Raw genomic sequence first — 20,782 nt, forward strand, 5'->3', positions numbered from 1 at the left:
TACCGTTTAATTTTTATAAATGTGTAAGCTATCTCCTTCAATATCTATTGTTTCGCTACCTCTTTTAGGTAATAAAGGTGCTGCTATCCCTTCTTTAAAAACAGACTTTCCTTCAAAAACATAAGCCTCGTCCCATAAATTCTCATCTATAAAGGTTTGAATCGTTTTGGTACCTCCTTCAATTATTACTGATTGGATTTTATGCTTATGCAATACCTCACATATTTGCGATGCTAACGGCAATGAAAAATCAATTTTTTCAATTAGTAACTTTTCATTTTTTTCATCAGCAATTCTAATATTATTGTTATGAGTAATTAAAATTGTTGTGGCTTTAGCATCGAATACTGATAATGATTTTTTTAATTTTAAACTTTTATCTAAAACTACTCTAATTGGATTATGTCCATACCAACTTCTAACCGTAAGCGATGGATTATCTGCAATTACTGTATTTGTTCCAACTAAAATAGCATGTTCTTCGGAACGAAATTTATGCACCAATTGCTTAGAATATTCATTAGATATCCACACAGGTGAAACACTATCTTTATGATTTGGTGCTATAAAACCATCTTGTGTTTGAGCCCATTTTAAAATAACATGTGGCCTTTTTTTGTTTTGTACTGTAAAAAAACGTTTGTGATGATCAAAACATTCACTTTCTAAAACACCAACGGTAACATTACATCCTGCTTTTTTTAGTTTTTCTATACCTTTTCCTGCAACTAAACTATTGGTATCTATACAACCAATAACCACGTTTTTAATAGTGTGTTTAGCAATCAAATCAGCACAAGGTGGTGTTTTTCCAAAATGTGAACAAGGTTCTAACGTAACATAAATGGTTGATAGCGGTAATAAACTTTTGTCTTTAACCGTATTAATTGCATTTACTTCTGCATGTGGACCTCCGTATGGAGATGTAAAACCTTCACCTATAATTTTATCATTATAAACTACTACAGCCCCCACAGTTGGATTAGGTCTAGTAGTTCCTAAACCATTTTTTGCAAGCTGTAAACAACGCTGCATATATTTTTTATGATCCTTCAATTATAGCTTAATTTTAATTTCTTCGGTTTGATTAATAGGGTAAATGTTAGAATATCCAAATACTTTATACTTAATATCTCCTACAAATTGAACTTTAACCGACTTATTTAACAACGAGTTTAACAAACCTTCTAGAAAGTTTTGTTTATTATTTTCAAATACTTTTTTAGCTGGTACCACTACTTTTAGAGGCACAAAGAAGTTTTTTCTCGCAGGAACTTTAAATTCATCAGATGAAACTTGGGCTACCTCGGCTCCATTAATAATTACTTTAATTTCATCAGTAGCTATTTTACCACCGATATCATTTTCATTTTTAAAATATGCGTTTGCCTGAAGCCTAATAGTGTCGTTTTTATACGACAAGACTTTAATATCATCTACTTTTATAAAAACGGGTGGTTTTTTAACCGAACAACTCCAAGTAATTGTAAAAAGGAGCAAAAAATAAACTAATTTCTTCACTTGTTTTATCTACTTTTGAAAAACCAAAAGTACCATTTTTACACGTAACCTTTATGGAGCTAAAAGAATTCAGAAGTTTTTTTAACAATCAACTCAAAAACCTCTACCCTAAAACAGAAATAGATGCATTCTTTTTTAGAATTGTTGCTGAAAAACTAAATTTATCTGTTACTGATGTTTTTATGAAAGATTCTATTAAACTATCTGATAGTTTAGTTAATGAACTACAACAAATAACTAATAAATTACTACAAGAACAACCTATACAATATATTTTAGGAACTACTGAATTTTATGGACTTCAGTTTGACGTTAATGAACATGTGTTAATTCCTAGACCTGAAACTGAAGAATTAGTTAGTTGGGTTTTAGATCATATTAAAAACAATCTAACAATTAAAAATGTATTGGATATAGGAACAGGCTCTGGGTGTATTCCTATTAGCATTAAAAAAAACGCATCTGATACTAATGTTTCAGCTATAGACATTTCTGCAAAAGCATTAGAAACCGCTATAATAAATGCTAAAAATAATAATGTTTTAATTGATTTTATAGAAAAAGATATTCTTACATCCAAATCTTTACATCAAGATTATGATATAATCGTATCTAATCCGCCATATGTTAGAGAATTGGAAAAACAAGAAATTAAAAACAATGTTTTAGCAAACGAACCTCATTTAGCTTTATTTGTTTCTAATGAAAATCCGTTAGTTTTTTATAAGAAAATTGCTGATTTAGCGTTACAACACCTAACAAATAATGGTGTTTTGTTTTTAGAAATAAATCAATATCTTGGTCAAGAAACCGTTAACATGCTAAAAAACAAAGGTTTTAAAAACATAGAATTAAAAAAAGATCTTTTTGGAAACAACCGAATGATTAAAGCTTCAAAATAAACTAATCCTCACTTTTTATGGACGAAAATCTTCAAAATGAATTAGAAAAACTTCGCAAAGAAAACGAAAGTTTAAAAAGCAAAATTGATAATGTAAATAGCAAAGCAAGAAAAAAGCAAGAACGTACCAGAAACACTTTAGCATGGACCTGGAAAATGTTTACTGGTGCATCACTTCATAAAAATTTTAACCAATGGTTTACCGAGTTTCATAGTGAAAAAAAAGTATCAGCAGATACTTCTGCTTCATTATTAACCTCATTAGTAAGAAGGTTTGTTAGAGTTCGATTATTAAGTTTAATATTATTGTTATTCTCCTTAATTCCATCATTAGTATCCTTATATGTTTTAGTTAAGCAAAACGACTTAATCAGAACTCAAAATGCACTTGTTGAAAGCTCTAGAAAAAGTGGATACGGATTTCAACTTTCTAGTATTTTTGATGCTGTAGATAGAATATACAAAACAGATGCTAGTGGAAAAGTTTTAAATGACGGAGTGATTGCCAGAATAGTTGGTATTACAAGTAGCTTAAAACCTTATAAAATTCTAGAAGAAGATGGTTTATCTACCAAACTTTATAGTCCGGAGAGAACGCAATTATTATTGTACTTACTTAACGCTGATATTAGCACTAATTCATTAAAAAAAATATATGGTGTTGCAGATTTTTCACATTGTGATTTACGTAACACCAATTTATCTCAAAAATATTTGGTTGGTATAAATTTAGAAAACTCTAATTTAGAAAACTGTGAACTAAATAGTAGTAATTTAAATGATGCTAATTTAAAAAACGCGAATTTAAAAGCTATTCAATTCTCAAACGGTAAAGCTATTGAAGCTTTTTTTAACAATGCAGACTTAACCAATGCTAATATTACAAAAACAAACCTGACAGGTGCAGATTTTACCGAAGCCACTGTTAGAAATATAAATTTAAACCTATCAGTAACAAAAGAAACCAAAGGTTTATAAGCATAAAAAAAGCGGCTAAAGCCGCTTTTTTTTATATTCTAAATAGATAAATCTTACCAATCAAAAGAATAAATAACACCAATATTTAATCCAAATGATGAATATGGCGCTTGGATAGATTCAGTTTCAGGCTGACCTAATGTTGGATTATCAACATATGTTACTTCATCAGCAATTAATCCACCTATTTGTAATTGAGACTCTAAAGGTAACGTAGCTAAAACAGCACCTAATTGCTCAGCACTAATTTCTTGACCACCTAAATAAGCAGTGTAAGTATCTAATACAGATTTTTCTGCATCAACATTAATACCTTGGTATTCCATTTCAGCAAATACTTGCCATTTGTCAGCAACTTTAAACTTAACACCAAAAGCAGCATTAAATCCTAATGGAAAACTTCCTTTATTGTCTCTTTCAAAATCAATTTTTAAACCGCCTTGCTCTAAAGTACCAACAATATCAGTTCTTCCTCCTAATTTAGATAATAAACCTGCTCTTACATAAACGTTTTCAGATAAGTTTACAACACCTGCTAAAGAAATACCAAAAGCTCTTGCTCTACCAACAACATCTAAACCACCACCTTCAGCAATTTGTTGATCGTTACCATATAAATAACCAACTCCTAAATCTACACCAAAAGTTTTATTGAATAAGTACCCCATTCTTAAATGAGCCTGGTAACCATCACCATAACTTCCTTGTAAATCACCACCAGTTCTCAAAGTTTTTTGTGAAGCTGCTCCTGTTGCTCCAGCACTAAATGCCGCATAAAAATCTTGAGCACTTACACTTACTGTAGCTAATAAAAAAGCTCCAGCTAAAATAATTTTTTTCATTGTTTTTATTATGTTAAATTAATTATTGATTCGTCACGAAATTCGCAAATTTTATCAGTATTTTTGATAAAATTATGTAAAAAAATTACGCTTTTTTGAATACTAAAATTTTACAATCTGAGGTTCAGCAATTTATTATAGATAATATCTCTTCAAATATAACCAAACTAGCCTTAAAAGGCAGTCCTTTTAATGAAATATCTACACAAGAATTAATAAACCAAGTGGTTGCGAAGCAGAAATCAGTAAAAAAATTACCTACTTGGTTTCAAACCAAAAATATATACTATCCTCCTAAAATTTCGATAGAACAAACCTCTTCTGAAATTACAGCTAATTATAAGTCAAATATTGTTTCAGGAAATTCTCTTATTGACATTACAGGTGGTTTTGGTATTGATGCTTATTATTTTGCCAAGAATTTTACAGAGGTAACACATTGTGAAATTAATGAGGAGCTATCCAACATTGTTAATCATAATTTACAGCAACTAAAAGCTACTAACATAAAAACAATTGCTGGTAGTGGATTGGAACACCTTAAAAAAAATAATAAAACGTACGATTGTATATATATTGATCCTTCCAGAAGAGATGATATAAAAGGTAAAGTTTTTTTATTAAGTGACTGTTTGCCTAATGTACCTCAAAATTTAGATTTTCTATTTTCAAAATCACACATAATATTATTAAAGAACTCTCCTTTATTAGACATCAAAGCAACAATTAACGAATTAAAATTTGTAAAAGAAATTCATATCGTTGCTGTACAAAATGAAGTAAAAGAATTATTGTTTCTGTTACAAAAAGGATATGATAAACATATTTTCATCAAAACTATAAACCTAGGTAAAAACAATAATAATGAGGTTTTTAATTTTACTTTTGATGATGTATTGGAACCTAGCTATAGTGAGCCTCAAGAATATTTATATGAACCAAATGCAGCTATATTAAAATCTGGAGGATTTAATACTGTTTCTAACAAATTAAAAATAAACAAACTACACAAACACTCCCATTTATATACTTCTGTAGAGTTTAAAGACAACTTTCCTGGGAGGTCTTTTAAAATTATAGAAGTAACAAACTACAATAAAAAAGAATTAAGAAAAATAAGTAATGGTAAAGCAAATATTACCACTAGAAACTTTCCAAAAACTGTTGCACAAATAAGAAAAGAAACCAAAATAAAAGATGGCGGTGATTTGTTTATCTTTTTAACAACAGACATAAACAGTAAACTATGTGCAATAATTTGTAAAAAATATATTAATTAGTGTAATCTATACAATTACCCAAAAATCATCAACATTTGAATCTGTATATTTGAATGTTTTTAATTGCGGAAATGCATAAGTGTTTCAACTGGGGGGTAGAAACATTTTGTTTAAGCTTCGGAATTGTTTCCGAAGCTTTTTCTTTTTTAGTAAGTTTGTTATGTGCAATTCAACAACTACAATGCTATCAAAATAACAAATCATTCATCAAACAAAATTGATGATGCAATTGTTATTGAAGCTCCTTTACAAATAAACATTAATAACAAACCTTATACTGTAGTAATGAGAACTCCCGGAGACGATTTACAATTAAGTTTAGGTTTATTATATGCTGAAGATATTTATAAAAATTCTGAAACACCAAAACATATATTAACTGTTGAAGACGATTATGCGGGTGTTATTAATTTTAATATTGATCAGCAACTATTAGGAAAAGGATATTTAAATAAACGAACTTTATTATCTGTTTCTTCTTGCGGAATTTGTGGAAAAACAGAACTAGATCATATAGCAATAAAAGGCAATAAATTAGCCAATACATTTCGTTTAAATCAAAATTTAGTTTCTGGTTTATTTGCAAAAATGCAAAAGCATCAAGATACATTTAAAATTACTGGAGGAAGCCATGCTTGTGCTATTTTTAATACTGATAAAGATTTAGTAATTTTAAAAGAAGATATTGGAAGACATAATGCGGTTGATAAATGCATTGGTGAATTATTAACACAAAATCAGCTATCAGAAGCTCAAATTATGCTTGTTAGCGGAAGAGTTTCTTATGAAATAATATCTAAAGCATTTTTTGCAAAAATCTCTATCATTATTGCAGTTTCTGCATGTTCATCATTAGCTATAGATTATGCTAAAGAATTTGGAATCTGTCTTATTGGATTTAGCAGAAACCATAAAATGACCATTTACGCCAATCCACAATATATAAACTATGAGTACTAAAAAAACTAACGCACAACCACCCAACAAGTTAACAGGAATACAACTTACAGAGGTACCTCAAAAAGCTGTAGGAACCAAAGCAATTCAATCTGCTCTTTCACATGTTTTTGAGGAAACAGGAGTTTTAAAAGGTATTGGTTTATTAAAAAACTTAAATCAAACCTACGGGTTTGATTGTCCGGGTTGTGCATGGCCTGACCCTGATGAAAAAAGAGCTTTTTTAGCTGAATATTGTGAAAATGGGGCTAAAGCGGTTGCAGAAGAAGCTACAAAAAACAAAGTGTCACCTATGTTTTTTGCCACTCATTCTGTTGAAGAGCTTTCTTCATGGTCAGATTATGAAATTGGTAAAAGTGGAAGAATTACACATCCAATGGTATTAGAAGAAGGTGATACTCACTATAAAGAAATAAGTTGGGAAAAAGCTTTTAACTTAATTGCAAATCAACTTAATAAATTAAACTCACCAGACGAAGCTATTTTTTACACTTCAGGTAGAACGAGTAATGAAGCTGCATATTTATACCAACTATTTGTAAGACAATTTGGAACCAATAATTTACCAGACTGTTCTAATATGTGCCATGAAAGTAGTGGCGCTGCTTTATCTGAAACACTTGGTATTGGAAAAGGATCTGTAACTCTTGATGATTTTAATCACGCTGATTTAGTTATTGTTATGGGGCAAAACCCTGGTACTAATCACCCAAGAATGCTGACTGCATTGGGAGAAACTAAAAAGAATGGTGGAAAAATAATCACTGTAAATCCACTACCAGAAGTTGGATTAATGCGTTATGTAGATCCACAAAACCCATTAGAATGGTTTGGTAAAGGACAAGAACTAACCGATTTGTTTTTACAAGTTAAAATAAACGGTGATGTTGCCTTGCTTAAAATTATTTTAAAATTGATGAAAGCTAAAGAAGATGAAAATCCAGGCGCCGTTTTTAATCATCAATTTATTAATGAAAAAACACACGGACTTGGTGATTTTTTAAATGATTTAGATCAATATACAATTGAAGATTTATTACCTCAAACAGGATTAACTCTAGGTAAAATTGAAAAAGCTACAGAACTAATAATTAATAACGATAAAATTATTATTTGTTGGGCCATGGGTTTAACTCAACACAAAAATGCTGTAGACAATATTAGAGAAGTTGTTAATTTACTTCTTTTAAAAGGTAGTATTGGTAAAAAAGGGGCAGGAACTTGTCCTGTAAGAGGTCACTCTAATGTACAAGGAGATAGAACGGTTGGTATTTGGGAAAAACTGAAACCTGAATTTGGTGAAAAATTAGCTAAAGAATTTGATTTTACACCACCAACTAAAGAAGGTTATGACGTTGTTAACGCCATTGAAGCCATGTATCATAAAAAAGCAAAAGTTTTTATGGGAATGGGTGGTAATTTTGTTTCTGCAACACCAGATACAGAATATACAGCTTCTGCCCTACGCAATTGTGAATTAACAGTTCATGTCTCAACAAAACTAAACAGAAGTCATCTTATTCACGGTAAAACTGCATTAATACTCCCTTGTTTAGGAAGGTCTGAAAAAGATATTCAACAGTCTGGAGAACAATTTGTTTCTGTTGAAAACTCAATGGGAGTTGTTCATAGTTCTAACGGACATTTAACTCCATGCTCTAATCATTTATTGAGTGAGCCTGCAATAGTTGCTGGTATCGCTAAGGCAACACTTAATGGTTCTAAAGTAGATTGGGAAAAACTTATTTCTAATTATGATTTAATTAGAAACAAAATAGAAGCTACAATACCCGGTTTTGAAAATTACAATCAAAGAGTTAGATTAAAAGGAGGGTTTTATTTACCTAATAATGCTAGAGACAATAACTTTTCTCCAACATCAACTGGAAAAGCTAATTTTACTTTAAACAAACCCTCAGACATACATTTAAACGATAATGAATTTATGTTAATGACTGTTAGAACTCATGATCAATACAACACCACAATTTATGGTTTAAATGACAGGTATAGAGGTGTTTTAAATGAGCGCAGAGTTGTGTTTATGAATTCTGATGATATGCTAAAATTAGGGGTTAAAAAACTAGATAAAGTGAACCTTATTAGCAATTTTAATAATGAAAAAAGAGTAGCTAATGGTTTTATAGCACTACCTTACAGCATTCCAAAACAATGTATGGCAACCTATTTTCCTGAAGCTAATGTATTGGTAGCTATAAAAAATAAAGCAAAAATTAGTAATACACCAGCATCCAAAACTGTGGTTATTACAGTGGAAAAAATTGATAATTAAAAAAGATTTGTATTTTTAGCAACCGATAAACCCTTAAACCTAATTAAATATGCCTTTTTTAGACGAACAAGAGCTAGCTAATCTACGTCAAGAAATTGATGAAGCAAATGCAAAAAGTGAGAATTTAGAAAATGAACTTCAAGAAAAAGAAGAAAAGATTCTAGATGTAAAACATGCAGCAAGAAATCAAAATATTGTACTTAGTGTACTTTTGGGTGTAGCTGGTTGTTTAGCATATTACTTTTACGCTAATCAAACTGTATCTAATATAGATGTTGCTGAAGTTAAAAGAATGGAAGCAGAACGTGTTATTGACAGCTTATCTTCAGTGTATGCTGAAAATTCAAATTCTTCTGAAGAAGTTGCATCTTTTTCTGTAGAAGAAGGCGCTACAGAAATTAGTAATCAAATGGATGGAGAAACGATATACTCTGTTCAAATAGGTGTTTTTACCAAAAGAAAGCATCCCCTATTATCAGAAACCTTTTTAGGAACTGCTTCTAGAGGTAATTTGTTTAAATATTCTGTTGGATTATTTAAAACATTACCTGAAGCACAAAAATTTAGACAAGAATTAGTAAGCATTGGTTTTGAGGACGCCTTTGTGGCTTCGTACATTAACGGTGTTCGTCAACAGATTCATAATCCAAATTAATAAATACAACACATGATACAACGTTTATCATTAAAAGCACTCATAATTATTTCAATTATGAGTGTTTATTTTTTAAAAGCACAAAACACCCCAGTAAAAAACACAGAAAACGGCTTTGGTCAAATAGATTTTCTATCTATTAAAATGCCTAATAACGAAGTTAATATGGATTATGCGGGAATCCATTATAATTTAAAGTTAAACGACTGGAGCTATGCTGGTGTAGGATTTTATGGTTCAATAGGAGGCATTAGAGGAGGTTTTTTTACATTAGGTGTTAATGCGGGAATTCAATATCCTATTACAAATAATTTGTTTGTAGATACAGGAATCCACTTTGGTGGTGGAGGTGGTGCCGCTGCTCCTGATGGAGGTGGTGCTTTTATTTTACCTCATTTTAATTTAGGATATGATTTAAAAAAAGTGGCATTAACAGCTGGTTGGAGTTATGTTAATTTTTTTGATGGTGGTGCAATAAATAGTAATCAACTATATGTAGCTGCACAAATACCTTTATCATTTGATTTTACAAATTTTAATCAAAAAGAAAAAGAATTTAAAATTGCCGATTTAGAAAATACACAATGGAATAAAACTACCAATAGAGTATCATTACTTGTACATGCTAATAATTTAAAAGTAGAAAGTGATGCACCTTCTTTTGCAAACGGTACAACTTTAAAAGGAAAAACTATAAGACTCGCTGGGTTTGAATTAAATAGTTACCTTAACAAAAACTGGTTTTATTTTATAAAAGCTGATGGTGCATACCACGGTATTAAAGCTGGTTACATGGATATTATTTTGGGAGCTGGTTATCATTTTTCTATGAATAAAAACAGAACCAATATCTTAGCAAAGTTTGGTGCTGGTGCTGGAGGTGGCGGTGGAGTTGATACAAAAGGAGGTTTTTTAATTTATCCTGATCTTTCTATTGAGCAAAAGTTATTTGGCAATGTGTATGCTTCAGTAAACAAAGGATATTTAATGTCTCCTGATGCTCATTTTAAAGCATCAACGTTTGGTTTTGGATTAAAATATTATGTAGATAAAGAAGGTATAAATTCTGAAGAAAGAACTTATACTACTGCTAAATTTAAAGGTTTAGAAACTATTATAAAACAAGATTGGTATATGGATGCTGCTAGAGATGGTGGTTTTGAACAAGACATGCATCAAATATCTTTGCAAATTAACTTCTTCTTCAATAAACATATATACGGTGCAGGACAAACCTCATTTGCTAATTTTGGAGATGCAGGCGCTTATGCTGAAGGTATTGTTGGTTTAGGAATACAATCAAATTCTTTTTTGAATAATAAATTAAGTACTTATCTACAACTTTTAGGAGGAGCTGCAGGTGGAGGTGGAATTAGTACAGGACAGGGTTTGATTGTTAAACCAAGTACTGGATTAACGTATCATATCACTGATAAACTTAATATTAGAGCTGGTGTTGGATATGTAAAAGCTAGAGGAGGAAATTTAAGTAGCTGGTATGGTAATTTTGGTATAAGTTACAATGTTTCTTTTTTAAGTTCGAAATAAAAAAAGCTCCTATTAAGGAGCTTTTTTTAATATTCTTCTAAGGTCATATTATCTACCTTTTTATTTTCATCTAACTTAATAAGCATTATCATGGTTGCTTTTTCAAACTCTAAAGTATACCCTACTCCTTGTTCTCCTTCCATCCAATACTCATAAGATGTTATTTTACCCAAACTATCATGCATACCATCTAATTTAGCTTTCATAGCTTCAACAGGAAGTTTTGCTTGGTAAGAAGGCGATAATAATTCGAATATAGTAGTAGCTTCTTTATTATTGAATAGCTTTGTGACGTTTTCTACAACCGCTTCATAATCTTGTTCGGTTTGTGTAAAACTAAATTGAGAAATTAGAAAAAAGGCTACAATTAAAATCTTTGTTTTCATGGGATTAGGTTAAATTTATAAATTAATTAAAATTAATAGCCACCCAATGCAAAGATACTTCTCAAGTTAAAAAATCACAAAAATAATGATATAAAAAGCTGATAATGTGACATTATTATCATTAATCTAAATTAGGCAATACAAAATCATTTAAAATGCTTTTTTTGGCCATCATTTTTTCAATATTCTCAACAGTTCTTGGTGCTTCGCCAGATAAATTTACAGGACCATTTTTTGTAATTAAAATATCGTCTTCAATTCTAACTGCAATTCCCCACCATTTTTTATCACATGGGCTTCCTTCAGGAATATAAATACCAGGCTCAACTGTAATTACCATATTTTCTTTAAAAGCACCATAAGTTCCTGGGTCATGAACATCTAAACCAATGTGGTGAGATGTACCATGTGGAAAATAATTATGCTTTGCAGATGGTGAACTTATGATACCTAAAGCTGCTAAACCTTCATTAATGATATTTTTAGTTTCTTGACCTGGTTGCCAAAATTGATTTCCAGGTTTGCAAACCTCAATTCCAGCATCTTGAGCTTCTAATACTAACTCATAAATAGCTCTTTGTTCAGGTGAAAATTTACCATTTGCAGGTATCGTTCTTGTAACATCAGCTGTATAACCTCTATATTCCGCTCCTAGATCCATCAAAACTAAATCTTTACCAACTTTCGTTTTATTGTTTTCGATGTAATGTAGAATACAACCGTTGTTACCTGCTCCTACTATAGATGGATAACCTTCATATTCTGCTCCGTATTTTTTATAAACAAACTCATGAATTCCTTGAATTTCTGTTTCAGACATTTCTGGCTGCATGGCTTTCATTACTTCAATTTGACCAACCGCAGAAATTCTAATAGCTTTTGTTAATAATTTTAATTCCTCTGGCGTTTTTACCTCTCTCATTTCTGCTAATACCTCTGGAAGTAATTTAAAATCGATGTTAGACTCTCTTTTATTAAGTGATAGTTTAATTTTTTGTTTTAATTCTTTTCTTAAAATATCAGAATCTGCGCTTATGTATTCATTAATTAAAGGATCTTTTTTATACTCTGGATAAATTTCTAGACTTTTAGATAAATTTTTAGCCAATTCTTCTAATCTAGCGTCTGGCACATTGGCTATAGCTTTATGAATATATTGAACATTTGGGTTTTTAATTTTCATACTATGATAGCCCGATTTATTTTTAAAAGCATTTACCAAATCGTATGTTTCACCTTTATCTCTTGAATTGTTTCTGTAGTCATCAGAAAATTTTACAATATGTACGTTATCAAACTTTTTAAAATCTAAAGATTCCATAGTAAATTCCTCTGATGTTTTAGCCATTGTAAAACCTAATTCTTCTTTAGCTCCGGCTACTCCTAACCTTTTTCCATTCCACATTTCAGAACGTGGATCTCTTTTAGGTACATAAATAATTTCATTGTAAGAATTTCCGTTAGCATCTGTTTGGTTTTCTGAGAAAATTAAAACAACTGCATTAGGTTCTCTAAATCCTGTTAAATAATAAAAATTAGGATCTTGATGAAAAACATAATCAACATCATTAGCCCTATTTCTTAATGGATTTGCAAAAACTACGGCCACAGAATTTGAGGGCATTTTACTACGTAAAATTTCTCTTCTTTTTTTATGAAATTCTTTTGGTAAATAATCCGTTGGAGTTTGTGACTTTAATAAGTTGGTACAACTTATAGTTAATAATAACACTAATAATTTAAGCTTCATAGATTTTGACATTTCGTTATTTCTATCAAAAATAAATTTATTTATGATTAATACTTAGTAATTAACAAAAAATTAGAGTTTGTACACTTAAATATTGCAGATAAACAAAAAGAATTTCATCTATTTTCAATATTTTTGAACATCTAAAAAAACAAACAAACTATAATGAAAAATACTGCATTAACGCATATTCATGAAGCTTTAGGCGCTAAATTAGTTCCGTTTGCTGGTTATAATATGCCTGTACAATATGAAGGAGTTAACATTGAACACGAAACTGTTAGAAATGGTGTAGGTGTTTTTGATGTAAGCCATATGGGGGAATTCTTTTTAAAGGGTGAAAACGCTTTGGCTTTGATTCAAAAAATAACTACTAATGATGCCTCTAAACTTGTTCCTGGAAAAGCTCAGTACACATGTATGCCTAATGCTGATGGTGGTATTGTAGATGATTTAATAATTTACATGATTGCCGAAAACGAATATATGTTGGTGGTTAACGCCTCTAATATTGAAAAAGATTGGAACTGGATTTCACAACACAACGATTTAAACGTTGTTATGGAAAATCGTTCTGATAACTGGTCGTTACTAGCCATTCAGGGACCAAAGGCTGCTGAAGCAATGCAATCTTTAACCTCTGTAGATTTATCAACCATTAAATTCTACACTTTTGAAATTACAGAATTTGCTGGAATTCCCAACGTTGTTGTTTCTGCTACTGGTTACACTGGTTCTGGCGGATTTGAAGTATACGTTAAAAATGAAGATGTAGAACAACTTTGGAATAAAGTTTTTGAAGCTGGTAAAGATTGGAATATAAAACCAATTGGTTTGGCTGCTCGTGATACTCTTAGACTAGAAATGGGATACTGTTTGTATGGTAATGATATTGATGACACTACTTCTCCTATAGAAGCTGGTTTAGGTTGGATTACCAAGTTTTCTAAAGACTTTGTAAATGCAGAAGCTTTAAAAGAACAGAAAGAACAAGGTGTTTCTCGTAAACTTGTTGCTTTTGAGTTAACGGAAAGAGGTATTCCAAGAAAAGACTATGAAATAGTTGATAGTGAAGGAACTATTATTGGTAAAGTTACCTCAGGTACAATGAGTCCTAGTTTAAGCAAAGGTATTGGCTTAGGATATGTTACTATTGAAAACTCTAAATTAGACGCTGATATTTTTATTCAAATACGTAAAAAACAAATTCCTGCTAAAGTGGTAAAATTACCTTTTTATAAAGGATAATCTTTTACACATAATTCAGAATAATAAAAAACCTGCTTTATAGCAGGTTTTTGTTGTTAAAAAGCGATGGTTTTGCTCCTTTAATATCTTTATAAAATTGATAGAAATGATTAAAATCAGCTTGCATATCGTCCGTTAAATAATAAGGTTCCGATAATTCAACTTGTTTATTACCAAAATCAAAAGAAAACATTACAATAGGTACATTAGCTCCTTTTGCTATGTAATAAAATCCTGTTTTCCATTTTTCTACATATTGCCTAGTACCTTCTGGAGAAATTGCCAATCTAAATTCATCGTTTTCATTAAAAACATTTATAATAGCATCTACTAAGTTGGTACTTTTTTGTCGGTTAACAGGTGATCCTCCAAGCCATTTAAAAATAAATCCAAAAGGTGGTTTAAATAGTGATTTTTTTCCAACAAAATTTAACTTTTCACCAGTAGCAAATCGTACTAAAACACCAATCATAAAATCTTTCCATGATGTATGTGGTGCTCCAATTAAAACATACTTTTTTTCGTTTTTAGGAAAACTTCCTACTAATTTCCATCCTAAAATGGTTTTAAATATAAATTTTGAGAGTAATTTCATTTAAAAAGTGAAAATTTAAAGGTTGCCAATGATACATCTTTTTCATAAAACAATAACTTAAAATCTACTTTTATTCGTAGTTATTTGTAATTTACTACTTTAAATTAACAATTATGAAAAAAAGTATCTTTTTAACGCTATTTTTTATTAGTCTTTTCGCTACTTCTCAAAACTTACAACCAATCATAAATAATTATGGAAAAACGTTTACAGTAAAAAATGTTGATTTACTATTAAACACCAACAAAACTTATAAGGTTATTTTTGATGTTTATACGGATAGTAATAGTCCTAAAAAAATAAATAAACACATAGAAACTGTAGCCCGATTTTTAAATATGCATGCAGCACAAGGTGTACCTAAAGAAAATATGAAAATAGCGCTGGTTTTGCACGGTAAAGCAACCAAAAACACTTTGAATAATGAGTATTATTTAAAAGAATACAAAACTAAGAACCCTAATTTAAACTTAATGGATGCCTTACAAAAAGCAGGTGTAGAAATTTTTGTTTGCGGTCAATCATTTGAAGCTTATGGTTATAAAAGAAAACATTTAGCTACTAGTGTTCAATTATCACTTTCCGCATTAACAGCCTTAGTTGAATACCAATCAAACGGATATCAAATCATTAATTTTAATTAGTAATAGTTTAAAAAAATTCATTTTAAAACAATAATTTTACTTTTCAATTTTAATTCAATGAGTGAACAACTAATCTATTTATTATTAACAGGTTTTATTGGTACTATTTTAGGTTTTTTAATCGCCTATGTTATCCAAAAAAACAAAACTAACGAGGTAGAACGTGAAAAAGCATCGTTATTAGAACGAACTTCCATATTAGAAGAGCATAAAATTAATGCTGAGCAGATATCTGAAGAGCTAAAAACTTCTCTTCAAAATATACAATCGGAAAAAGATACTTTAAAAGAAAGAAATAATACCTTAACTGAGTATAAAGCCAATGCTGATAAAGCTCTAGAAGAGTTAAAACATGAATTAAAGTTTTTACAAACAGAAAAAGAAAGTTTAATAAAGGTAAATACTCGTCAAGATGTAGATTTAAAAAACTTACAATCTAAACTAGACGAACAAAAAAGTGAGGTAGAAAAATTACAAGATAAATTTACCAAAGAGTTTGAAAATCTCGCTAATAAAATTTTGGAAGAGAAATCAACAAAATTTACCTCTCAAAATAAAGAAAACATCAAAACTATTTTAGACCCTTTAGAGAAAAAAATAAAAGAGTTTGAAGATAAAGTAGATAAAACACATAAAGAAAGTATTGATTATCATTCTGCTTTAAGACAACAAATTGTTGGTTTAAAAGAACTGAACGCTCAAATGAGTAAAGAAACTTTAAACTTAACCAAAGCTTTAAAAGGAGATAGTAAAACACAAGGAAATTGGGGTGAATTAGTTTTAGAACGTGTTTTAGAAAAATCTGGTTTAGAAAAAGATAGAGAGTATTTTGTTCAGCAATCCTTTACTAATGATGAAGGTAAACGTATTATGCCTGATGTAGTTATACATTTACCTGATAATAAAAAAATGGTAGTAGATAGTAAAGTATCTTTAACTGCATATGAGCAATTTGTAAATACCGAAGATGATTCACAAAGAGAATTGTTTTTAAAAGAACATGTAAACTCTTTAAAACGACATGTAGAACAATTAAGTGAAAAGAAATATGAAGATATTTATAAAATTGAATCTCCAGATTTTGTTTTACTATTTGTTCCTATAGAACCTGCTTTTGCAGTCGCATTAAGTGAAGATAATACACTTTATAACAAAGCTTTTGAAAAAAATATAGTAATTGTTACGCCAACTACTCTATTAGCTACTTTACGTACAATAGACACCATGTGGAATAATGAAAAACAGCAAAGAAATGCTTTAGAAATTGCTCGCCAAGCAGGAGCACTATATGATAAATTTGATGGGTTATTAAAAGACTTAATCAATATTGGTAAAAAAATTGATGCCACAAAAACAGACTACTCTGCTGCAATGAACAAACTTGTAGAAGGAAGAGGAAACTTAATAACGAGTGTAGAAAAACTTAAAAAAATGGGAGCTAAAGCTAAAAAAGCACTACCCGAAAGTATTATACAAAGAGCTCAAGACGAGGATTAAAAAAGACATATGCTTAATGGAAAAGTTAAAAAGAGGTTATTTATTTGATTATAAAAATCAAACTTGGAAAGTAACCAATATTTATGAAATTAAATGGAACGATGGCTCAAAAACACTTGAATACCAAGTAAAAAATAAAAAAGGAGAAGTTCGTTACCTTATGTTAGAGTTTGTTCGTAAACAAAAAACAAGCTTTACATTTTGGGAAAAGATTGCAGACATCAATCAATTTCTAAAAACAATCTCTAAAACAGAATCTGACTTTGTTTCTATTGGTAGTGCAAAATTCCCAAAACAATTTCAGTACAAGAATGTAACTTATACTTTCGATGAAAGATGCGATGGTACATGTCATTATGATTATGAAACTGAACGCGTAAATTCTCTAGATTATACAAATGCTGACGATAGTAAATTCTTTGCTATTCAGTTATGGGATGACGAAATTGAAATTTCTACAGGAATAAGTATTTTAAAATCTCAAATCTCCAACATTCAAGAACGAACTTCCTTCATATCTAGCGATTCTGTTTGGGACTTTATAAGTAAATATTTTGTTGGTATAATATTTACTCTATTCTTATTAATGACCTTTTTGTTGAACAAATGTTCTAGTAATTCTTGGGATGGTAATAGAGATCCTAATGATTCCACAAAGGTTTACAGAAATAGTAATAATTATTACAGAGGAAGAAGTTCACGAGGATTTGGTAAATAAAAAATTATGGAAGAAAATACAATTACTTGGTTAACACATACAGTTACTTACATTACACTATTTTATATTTCGTTTGTAATTGCTAAATTATTCTTCAAGCTTAAGAATAGAAAAATTAATATTGAAAACGAACTTACAATAAAGGATAATGTAGCTTTTGCAGTAACAGCTACAGGCTATTTTATAGGAACTACCATTATATTTTTAGGTGTTCTACATGGAGAATCTCATGGTTTACTTACAGATGTTATTCTTATATTATTTTATAGTATTTTTGGAAATTTTTTATTGATTTTATCATCTATAATTAATGAAAAAATTGTCTTTGGAAAGAAGTTCAAATTTTACCGTGAAGTAATTCTTGATGAAAACGTTGGAACTGGATTTATTGAAGCTGCAAATTTTATAGGATCTGGATTAATTATTTTCGGGGCCATTTCTGGAAGGAATATAAATCTATTTCCAGAACATGGAGAATTAGGTCATTATACATCAGATTTTTTAAGCCTATTGTTTTTCTGGGCTCTTGGTCAAATCATCATCTTTACCTTCCTAAAAGTGTACAAAAAAGTTGTTTCCTATGATTTTATCAAAGAAATCCAAAAAGATAATAATGCCATAGGAATTGTATATGCTAGTATTCTAATATCTGTAGCTTTTTTGTATTCATTTGCCTCAAAAGGAGATATAGATTCATGGGAAACGACTCTTGAAGATATTGCTTACCATCTTGGTTTAGCTATAATTCTTTTACCGTTGTCTAGACTTTTTATTGAAAAAGTTATACTTCCAAAAAGTAATCTTACAAAAGAAATTGTAAATCAAGAAATCCCGAATAAAGGAGTAGCTTTACTTGAAGCATTTGCCTATATCGGAAGTGCAATAATCATTAGTTTCTGTATGTAAAATGGCATCAACCAAGCTTAAAAAACGAATTTTATTCCTTGCTCTTTTCGCAACCGGATTATCTGGAATTGTGGCTGAATATTGTTTTGCTACATTATCTACCTATTTCATTGGCGATTCTGTAAAACAATGGTCTATTATAATTTCATTGATGCTTTTTAGCATGGGATTAGGTAGCAGAATTACTAAATCGTTCGATGGAAATGTATTTAAACTGTTCATTTATACCGAATTTGCATTATCTATCTTGGTCTCGTTCTCTGCTGTTACAACTTATTATTTAGCTACTCAGGTTGAATATATTTCCATTTACATTTATTCAATGGCTATTCTAACGGGAATGCTAATAGGAATGGAATTACCTCTTGCTATGAGGCTTAATGAAGATTTTCAGTCTTTAAAATTAAACGTGGCTAATATCCTGGAAAAAGATTATTACGGAAGTTTAATTGGAGGGTTATTTTTTGTTTTTATTGGTTTACCCTATTTAGGCTTATCTCATACTCCATTTATACTTGGTTTCATCAATTTAATGGTTGCCATTTTACTACTCTTTATCTTTAAAAATAAACTCAAAAAGAAGGAGAAAAATACTTTATATAGTGCGGCTGGATTTATAATTACACTTTTAATTATCGGTACTATATTTTCTAATAAAATCATTCTTTACGGTGAACAAACAAAATATAAAGACAAAATTGTTTTTCAAGAACAATCGATATATCAAAAAATAGTAGTTACCAAATGGAAAAAGAATTACTGGCTGTATTTGAATGATAATTTACAATTTTCAACATTTGATGAACCATTATATCATGAAGTATTAGTTCATCCAATAATGCAAATTCTAAACAAGCCAAGGAACATACTTATTCTTGGTGGTGGTGATGGCTGTGCTGCTAGAGAACTTTTGAAATATCCATCTATCAACAAGATTACTTTGGTTGATTTGGACGAGAAATTAACAGATCTATTTGTTAATGAACCAGAACTAACTCAAATTAATAATAACTCATTAACGAATTCGAAAGTACAAATTATAAATACAGATGGTTTTAAATATGTAAGTGAAACTCAAGACTTTTTTGATTTAATAATTATTGACCTACCTGACCCAAGAAATGTAGAATTAGCGCGCTTATATTCTAAAGAATTTTATGAGTTATGTAGGTTAAAATTAACTCCAAATGGTGGTTTAATTACACAAGCAGGAAGTCCGTATTATACACCATATGCTTATAAATGCATAGAACAAACCATGAATCAGGCTAACTTTAGTGTTTTACCAATTCATAATCAAGTATTATCTATGGGCGAATGGGGTTGGATTTTAGGAACAAAAACAATGCTTTCAAAAAATGAAATGATTAATCGATTAGGAAACTTTGATGAAGCTTCAATTCCTACCAAATGGTTGAATACTTCAAGTATGCGTTTAATTACATCATTTGGAAAGGATTTTTACAGTAAAACTAAGTTAGATTCACTTGAAACGAATCAAATCAGTAATCCTGTATTATATCATTATTATAACAAAGGAAACTGGGACATTTATTAATTATGAAAAGAAAAGAAGAATATATAGCCTTAGATGCACAAATGTTTCATTTTGATCTATGGATTAATCAATCAAATCCTGAAGAATTAAAAACAGAAATTGCTTTAATACTAGAAAAAAGTAAGTTTACTATCGTAAATTTTATTGAACATCATTTTCCTATAAAAGGTTATACAGCTGTTTGGCTTTTAGCAGAAAGTCATCTTGCAATTCATACGTTTCCAGATTCTAAAAAGACATATTTACAAATAAGCAGTTGTAATAAAGATAAACTTCAAAAACTAACTACTCTGCTGCAATGAACAAACTTGTAGAAGGAAGAGGAAACTTAATAACGAGTGTAGAAAAACTTAAAAAAATGGGAGCTAAAGCTAAAAAAGCACTACCCGAAAGTATTATACAAAGAGCTCAAGACGAGGATTAATAATAAGCACTTCTTAACCGAAGTGCTTTTTATTATCATCTTTTGCACATCAAAACAGATCATTATCAAATAGTTATCAAC

The 20,782-nt window shown here is 29.9% G+C and carries 20 protein-coding genes and 1 pseudogene; 15 read left to right on the top strand and 6 right to left on the bottom strand.

Annotation, left to right across the window (positions count from 1 at the left end):
• Positions 1-6 precede the first annotated feature (6 nt).
• Both ribD and ACFQ1U_RS01695 read right to left on the bottom strand, forming a co-directional pair.
• Positions 7-1,056, bottom strand: coding sequence for a bifunctional diaminohydroxyphosphoribosylaminopyrimidine deaminase/5-amino-6-(5-phosphoribosylamino)uracil reductase RibD (gene ribD / locus ACFQ1U_RS01690; protein ID WP_386104652.1), 1,050 nt, complete (start codon positions 1,054-1,056; stop codon positions 7-9).
• Positions 1,057-1,521 carry a hypothetical protein gene (locus tag ACFQ1U_RS01695; protein ID WP_386104654.1) on the bottom strand — a complete coding sequence of 155 codons (465 nt, stop codon included), beginning with the start codon at positions 1,519-1,521 and terminating at the stop codon, positions 1,057-1,059.
• 53 nt (positions 1,522-1,574) lie between these two features.
• Here ACFQ1U_RS01695 and prmC point away from each other — a divergent pair, with 53 nt between their 5' ends.
• On the top strand, positions 1,575-2,423 hold the full coding sequence (gene prmC, locus ACFQ1U_RS01700; protein ID WP_386104656.1) for a peptide chain release factor N(5)-glutamine methyltransferase: 849 nt from the start codon (positions 1,575-1,577) through the stop codon (positions 2,421-2,423).
• A 17-nt stretch (positions 2,424-2,440) separates the two neighbouring features.
• Positions 2,441-3,400, top strand: a complete 960-nt coding sequence (locus ACFQ1U_RS01705; RefSeq protein WP_386104658.1) for a pentapeptide repeat-containing protein — start codon at positions 2,441-2,443, stop codon at positions 3,398-3,400.
• A 53-nt stretch (positions 3,401-3,453) separates the two neighbouring features.
• Here the strand turns inward: ACFQ1U_RS01705 and ACFQ1U_RS01710 are convergent, their stop codons facing one another.
• Positions 3,454-4,242, bottom strand: coding sequence for an outer membrane beta-barrel protein (locus ACFQ1U_RS01710; RefSeq protein ID WP_386104660.1), 789 nt, complete (start codon positions 4,240-4,242; stop codon positions 3,454-3,456).
• Positions 4,243-4,337: 95 nt separating this feature from the next.
• On the opposite strand from ACFQ1U_RS01710, the gene ACFQ1U_RS01715 reads away from it, so the two are divergent.
• The 5 genes from ACFQ1U_RS01715 (at position 4,338) to ACFQ1U_RS01735 (ending at position 10,975) form a co-directional block, all read left to right on the top strand.
• On the top strand, positions 4,338-5,522 hold the full coding sequence (locus ACFQ1U_RS01715) for a class I SAM-dependent methyltransferase (RefSeq protein WP_386104662.1): 1,185 nt from the start codon (positions 4,338-4,340) through the stop codon (positions 5,520-5,522).
• A 162-nt stretch (positions 5,523-5,684) separates the two neighbouring features.
• On the top strand, positions 5,685-6,482 hold the full coding sequence (fdhD, locus tag ACFQ1U_RS01720) for a formate dehydrogenase accessory sulfurtransferase FdhD (RefSeq protein ID WP_386104664.1): 798 nt from the start codon (positions 5,685-5,687) through the stop codon (positions 6,480-6,482).
• Positions 6,472-8,772, top strand: coding sequence for an FdhF/YdeP family oxidoreductase (locus tag ACFQ1U_RS01725; RefSeq protein ID WP_386104666.1), 2,301 nt, complete (start codon positions 6,472-6,474; stop codon positions 8,770-8,772). Before fdhD ends, ACFQ1U_RS01725 begins: the two co-directional genes overlap by 11 nt.
• 49 nt (positions 8,773-8,821) lie before the next feature.
• A complete protein-coding gene (locus tag ACFQ1U_RS01730) occupies positions 8,822-9,427 on the top strand; it encodes an SPOR domain-containing protein (protein WP_386104668.1) in 606 nt (201 codons plus the stop codon).
• Between the two features lie 12 nt (positions 9,428-9,439).
• Positions 9,440-10,975 carry a hypothetical protein gene (locus ACFQ1U_RS01735; protein WP_386104670.1) on the top strand — a complete coding sequence of 512 codons (1,536 nt, stop codon included), beginning with the start codon at positions 9,440-9,442 and terminating at the stop codon, positions 10,973-10,975.
• Positions 10,976-11,001: 26 nt separating this feature from the next.
• Here ACFQ1U_RS01735 and ACFQ1U_RS01740 read toward each other — a convergent pair whose 3' ends face one another.
• Positions 11,002-11,361 (bottom strand): DUF3887 domain-containing protein, encoded by a 360-nt coding sequence (locus ACFQ1U_RS01740; protein ID WP_386104672.1) that lies wholly within the window; start codon positions 11,359-11,361, stop codon positions 11,002-11,004.
• A gap of 121 nt (positions 11,362-11,482) precedes the next feature.
• Positions 11,483-13,111: an aminopeptidase P family protein gene (locus ACFQ1U_RS01745; RefSeq protein ID WP_386104674.1), complete on the bottom strand. Its 1,629-nt coding sequence runs from the start codon at positions 13,109-13,111 to the stop codon at positions 11,483-11,485.
• 165 nt (positions 13,112-13,276) lie between these two features.
• Between ACFQ1U_RS01745 and gcvT the strand changes: the two genes are divergently transcribed.
• Positions 13,277-14,359 (top strand): glycine cleavage system aminomethyltransferase GcvT, encoded by a 1,083-nt coding sequence (gene gcvT / locus ACFQ1U_RS01750; RefSeq protein ID WP_386104676.1) that lies wholly within the window; start codon positions 13,277-13,279, stop codon positions 14,357-14,359.
• 37 nt (positions 14,360-14,396) lie between these two features.
• Here gcvT and ACFQ1U_RS01755 read toward each other — a convergent pair whose 3' ends face one another.
• On the bottom strand, positions 14,397-14,954 hold the full coding sequence (locus ACFQ1U_RS01755; RefSeq protein WP_386104678.1) for a 1-acyl-sn-glycerol-3-phosphate acyltransferase: 558 nt from the start codon (positions 14,952-14,954) through the stop codon (positions 14,397-14,399).
• Between the two features lie 113 nt (positions 14,955-15,067).
• Here ACFQ1U_RS01755 and ACFQ1U_RS01760 point away from each other — a divergent pair, with 113 nt between their 5' ends.
• The 7 genes and pseudogenes from ACFQ1U_RS01760 to ACFQ1U_RS01790 form a co-directional block, all read left to right on the top strand.
• Positions 15,068-15,598, top strand: coding sequence for a DsrE family protein (locus tag ACFQ1U_RS01760; protein WP_386104680.1), 531 nt, complete (start codon positions 15,068-15,070; stop codon positions 15,596-15,598).
• A gap of 57 nt (positions 15,599-15,655) precedes the next feature.
• Entirely contained in the window at positions 15,656-17,095 is a 1,440-nt protein-coding gene (gene rmuC, locus ACFQ1U_RS01765) for a DNA recombination protein RmuC (protein WP_386104682.1), read from the top strand.
• Positions 17,096-17,111: 16 nt separating this feature from the next.
• Positions 17,112-17,813, top strand: coding sequence for a DUF4178 domain-containing protein (locus ACFQ1U_RS01770; RefSeq protein ID WP_386104684.1), 702 nt, complete (start codon positions 17,112-17,114; stop codon positions 17,811-17,813).
• A 6-nt stretch (positions 17,814-17,819) separates the two neighbouring features.
• Positions 17,820-18,719, top strand: a complete 900-nt coding sequence (locus ACFQ1U_RS01775; RefSeq protein ID WP_386104686.1) for a DUF350 domain-containing protein — start codon at positions 17,820-17,822, stop codon at positions 18,717-18,719.
• A 1-nt stretch (position 18,720) separates the two neighbouring features.
• Positions 18,721-20,277: a polyamine aminopropyltransferase gene (locus ACFQ1U_RS01780; protein ID WP_386104688.1), complete on the top strand. Its 1,557-nt coding sequence runs from the start codon at positions 18,721-18,723 to the stop codon at positions 20,275-20,277.
• 2 nt (positions 20,278-20,279) lie between these two features.
• A complete protein-coding gene (locus ACFQ1U_RS01785; protein WP_386104690.1) occupies positions 20,280-20,579 on the top strand; it encodes an S-adenosylmethionine decarboxylase family protein in 300 nt (99 codons plus the stop codon).
• Positions 20,552-20,701: pseudogene (locus ACFQ1U_RS01790) on the top strand (DNA recombination protein RmuC); the annotation flags it as partial. The gene ACFQ1U_RS01785 and the pseudogene ACFQ1U_RS01790, both read left to right, overlap by 28 nt.
• Between the last annotated feature and the right edge of the window lie 81 nt (positions 20,702-20,782).

Origin of the sequence: Tenacibaculum geojense, from assembly GCF_042676005.1 — a bacterium.
GTDB classification, from domain to species: domain Bacteria; phylum Bacteroidota; class Bacteroidia; order Flavobacteriales; family Flavobacteriaceae; genus Polaribacter; species Polaribacter geojense.

Bases quoted from the DNA above. Each gene is read 5' to 3' on its own strand.
- ACFQ1U_RS01760 (WP_386104680.1), top strand. From the start codon at position 15,068: ATGAAAAAAAGTATCTTTTTAACGCTATTTTTTATTAGTCTTTTCGCT.
- gcvT (WP_386104676.1), top strand. From the start codon at position 13,277: ATGAAAAATACTGCATTAACGCATATTCATGAAGCTTTAGGCGCTAAA.
- ACFQ1U_RS01755 (WP_386104678.1), bottom strand. From the start codon at position 14,954: ATGAAATTACTCTCAAAATTTATATTTAAAACCATTTTAGGATGGAAA.
- ACFQ1U_RS01705 (WP_386104658.1), top strand. From the start codon at position 2,441: ATGGACGAAAATCTTCAAAATGAATTAGAAAAACTTCGCAAAGAAAAC.
- prmC (WP_386104656.1), top strand. From the start codon at position 1,575: ATGGAGCTAAAAGAATTCAGAAGTTTTTTTAACAATCAACTCAAAAAC.
- ACFQ1U_RS01735 (WP_386104670.1), top strand. From the start codon at position 9,440: ATGATACAACGTTTATCATTAAAAGCACTCATAATTATTTCAATTATG.
- rmuC (WP_386104682.1), top strand. From the start codon at position 15,656: ATGAGTGAACAACTAATCTATTTATTATTAACAGGTTTTATTGGTACT.
- ACFQ1U_RS01740 (WP_386104672.1), bottom strand. From the start codon at position 11,361: ATGAAAACAAAGATTTTAATTGTAGCCTTTTTTCTAATTTCTCAATTT.
- ACFQ1U_RS01785 (WP_386104690.1), top strand. From the start codon at position 20,280: ATGAAAAGAAAAGAAGAATATATAGCCTTAGATGCACAAATGTTTCAT.
- ACFQ1U_RS01745 (WP_386104674.1), bottom strand. From the start codon at position 13,111: ATGAAGCTTAAATTATTAGTGTTATTATTAACTATAAGTTGTACCAAC.
- ACFQ1U_RS01730 (WP_386104668.1), top strand. From the start codon at position 8,822: ATGCCTTTTTTAGACGAACAAGAGCTAGCTAATCTACGTCAAGAAATT.
- ACFQ1U_RS01710 (WP_386104660.1), bottom strand. From the start codon at position 4,242: ATGAAAAAAATTATTTTAGCTGGAGCTTTTTTATTAGCTACAGTAAGT.
- ACFQ1U_RS01775 (WP_386104686.1), top strand. From the start codon at position 17,820: ATGGAAGAAAATACAATTACTTGGTTAACACATACAGTTACTTACATT.
- ACFQ1U_RS01780 (WP_386104688.1), top strand. From the start codon at position 18,721: ATGGCATCAACCAAGCTTAAAAAACGAATTTTATTCCTTGCTCTTTTC.
- ACFQ1U_RS01770 (WP_386104684.1), top strand. From the start codon at position 17,112: ATGGAAAAGTTAAAAAGAGGTTATTTATTTGATTATAAAAATCAAACT.
- ACFQ1U_RS01725 (WP_386104666.1), top strand. From the start codon at position 6,472: ATGAGTACTAAAAAAACTAACGCACAACCACCCAACAAGTTAACAGGA.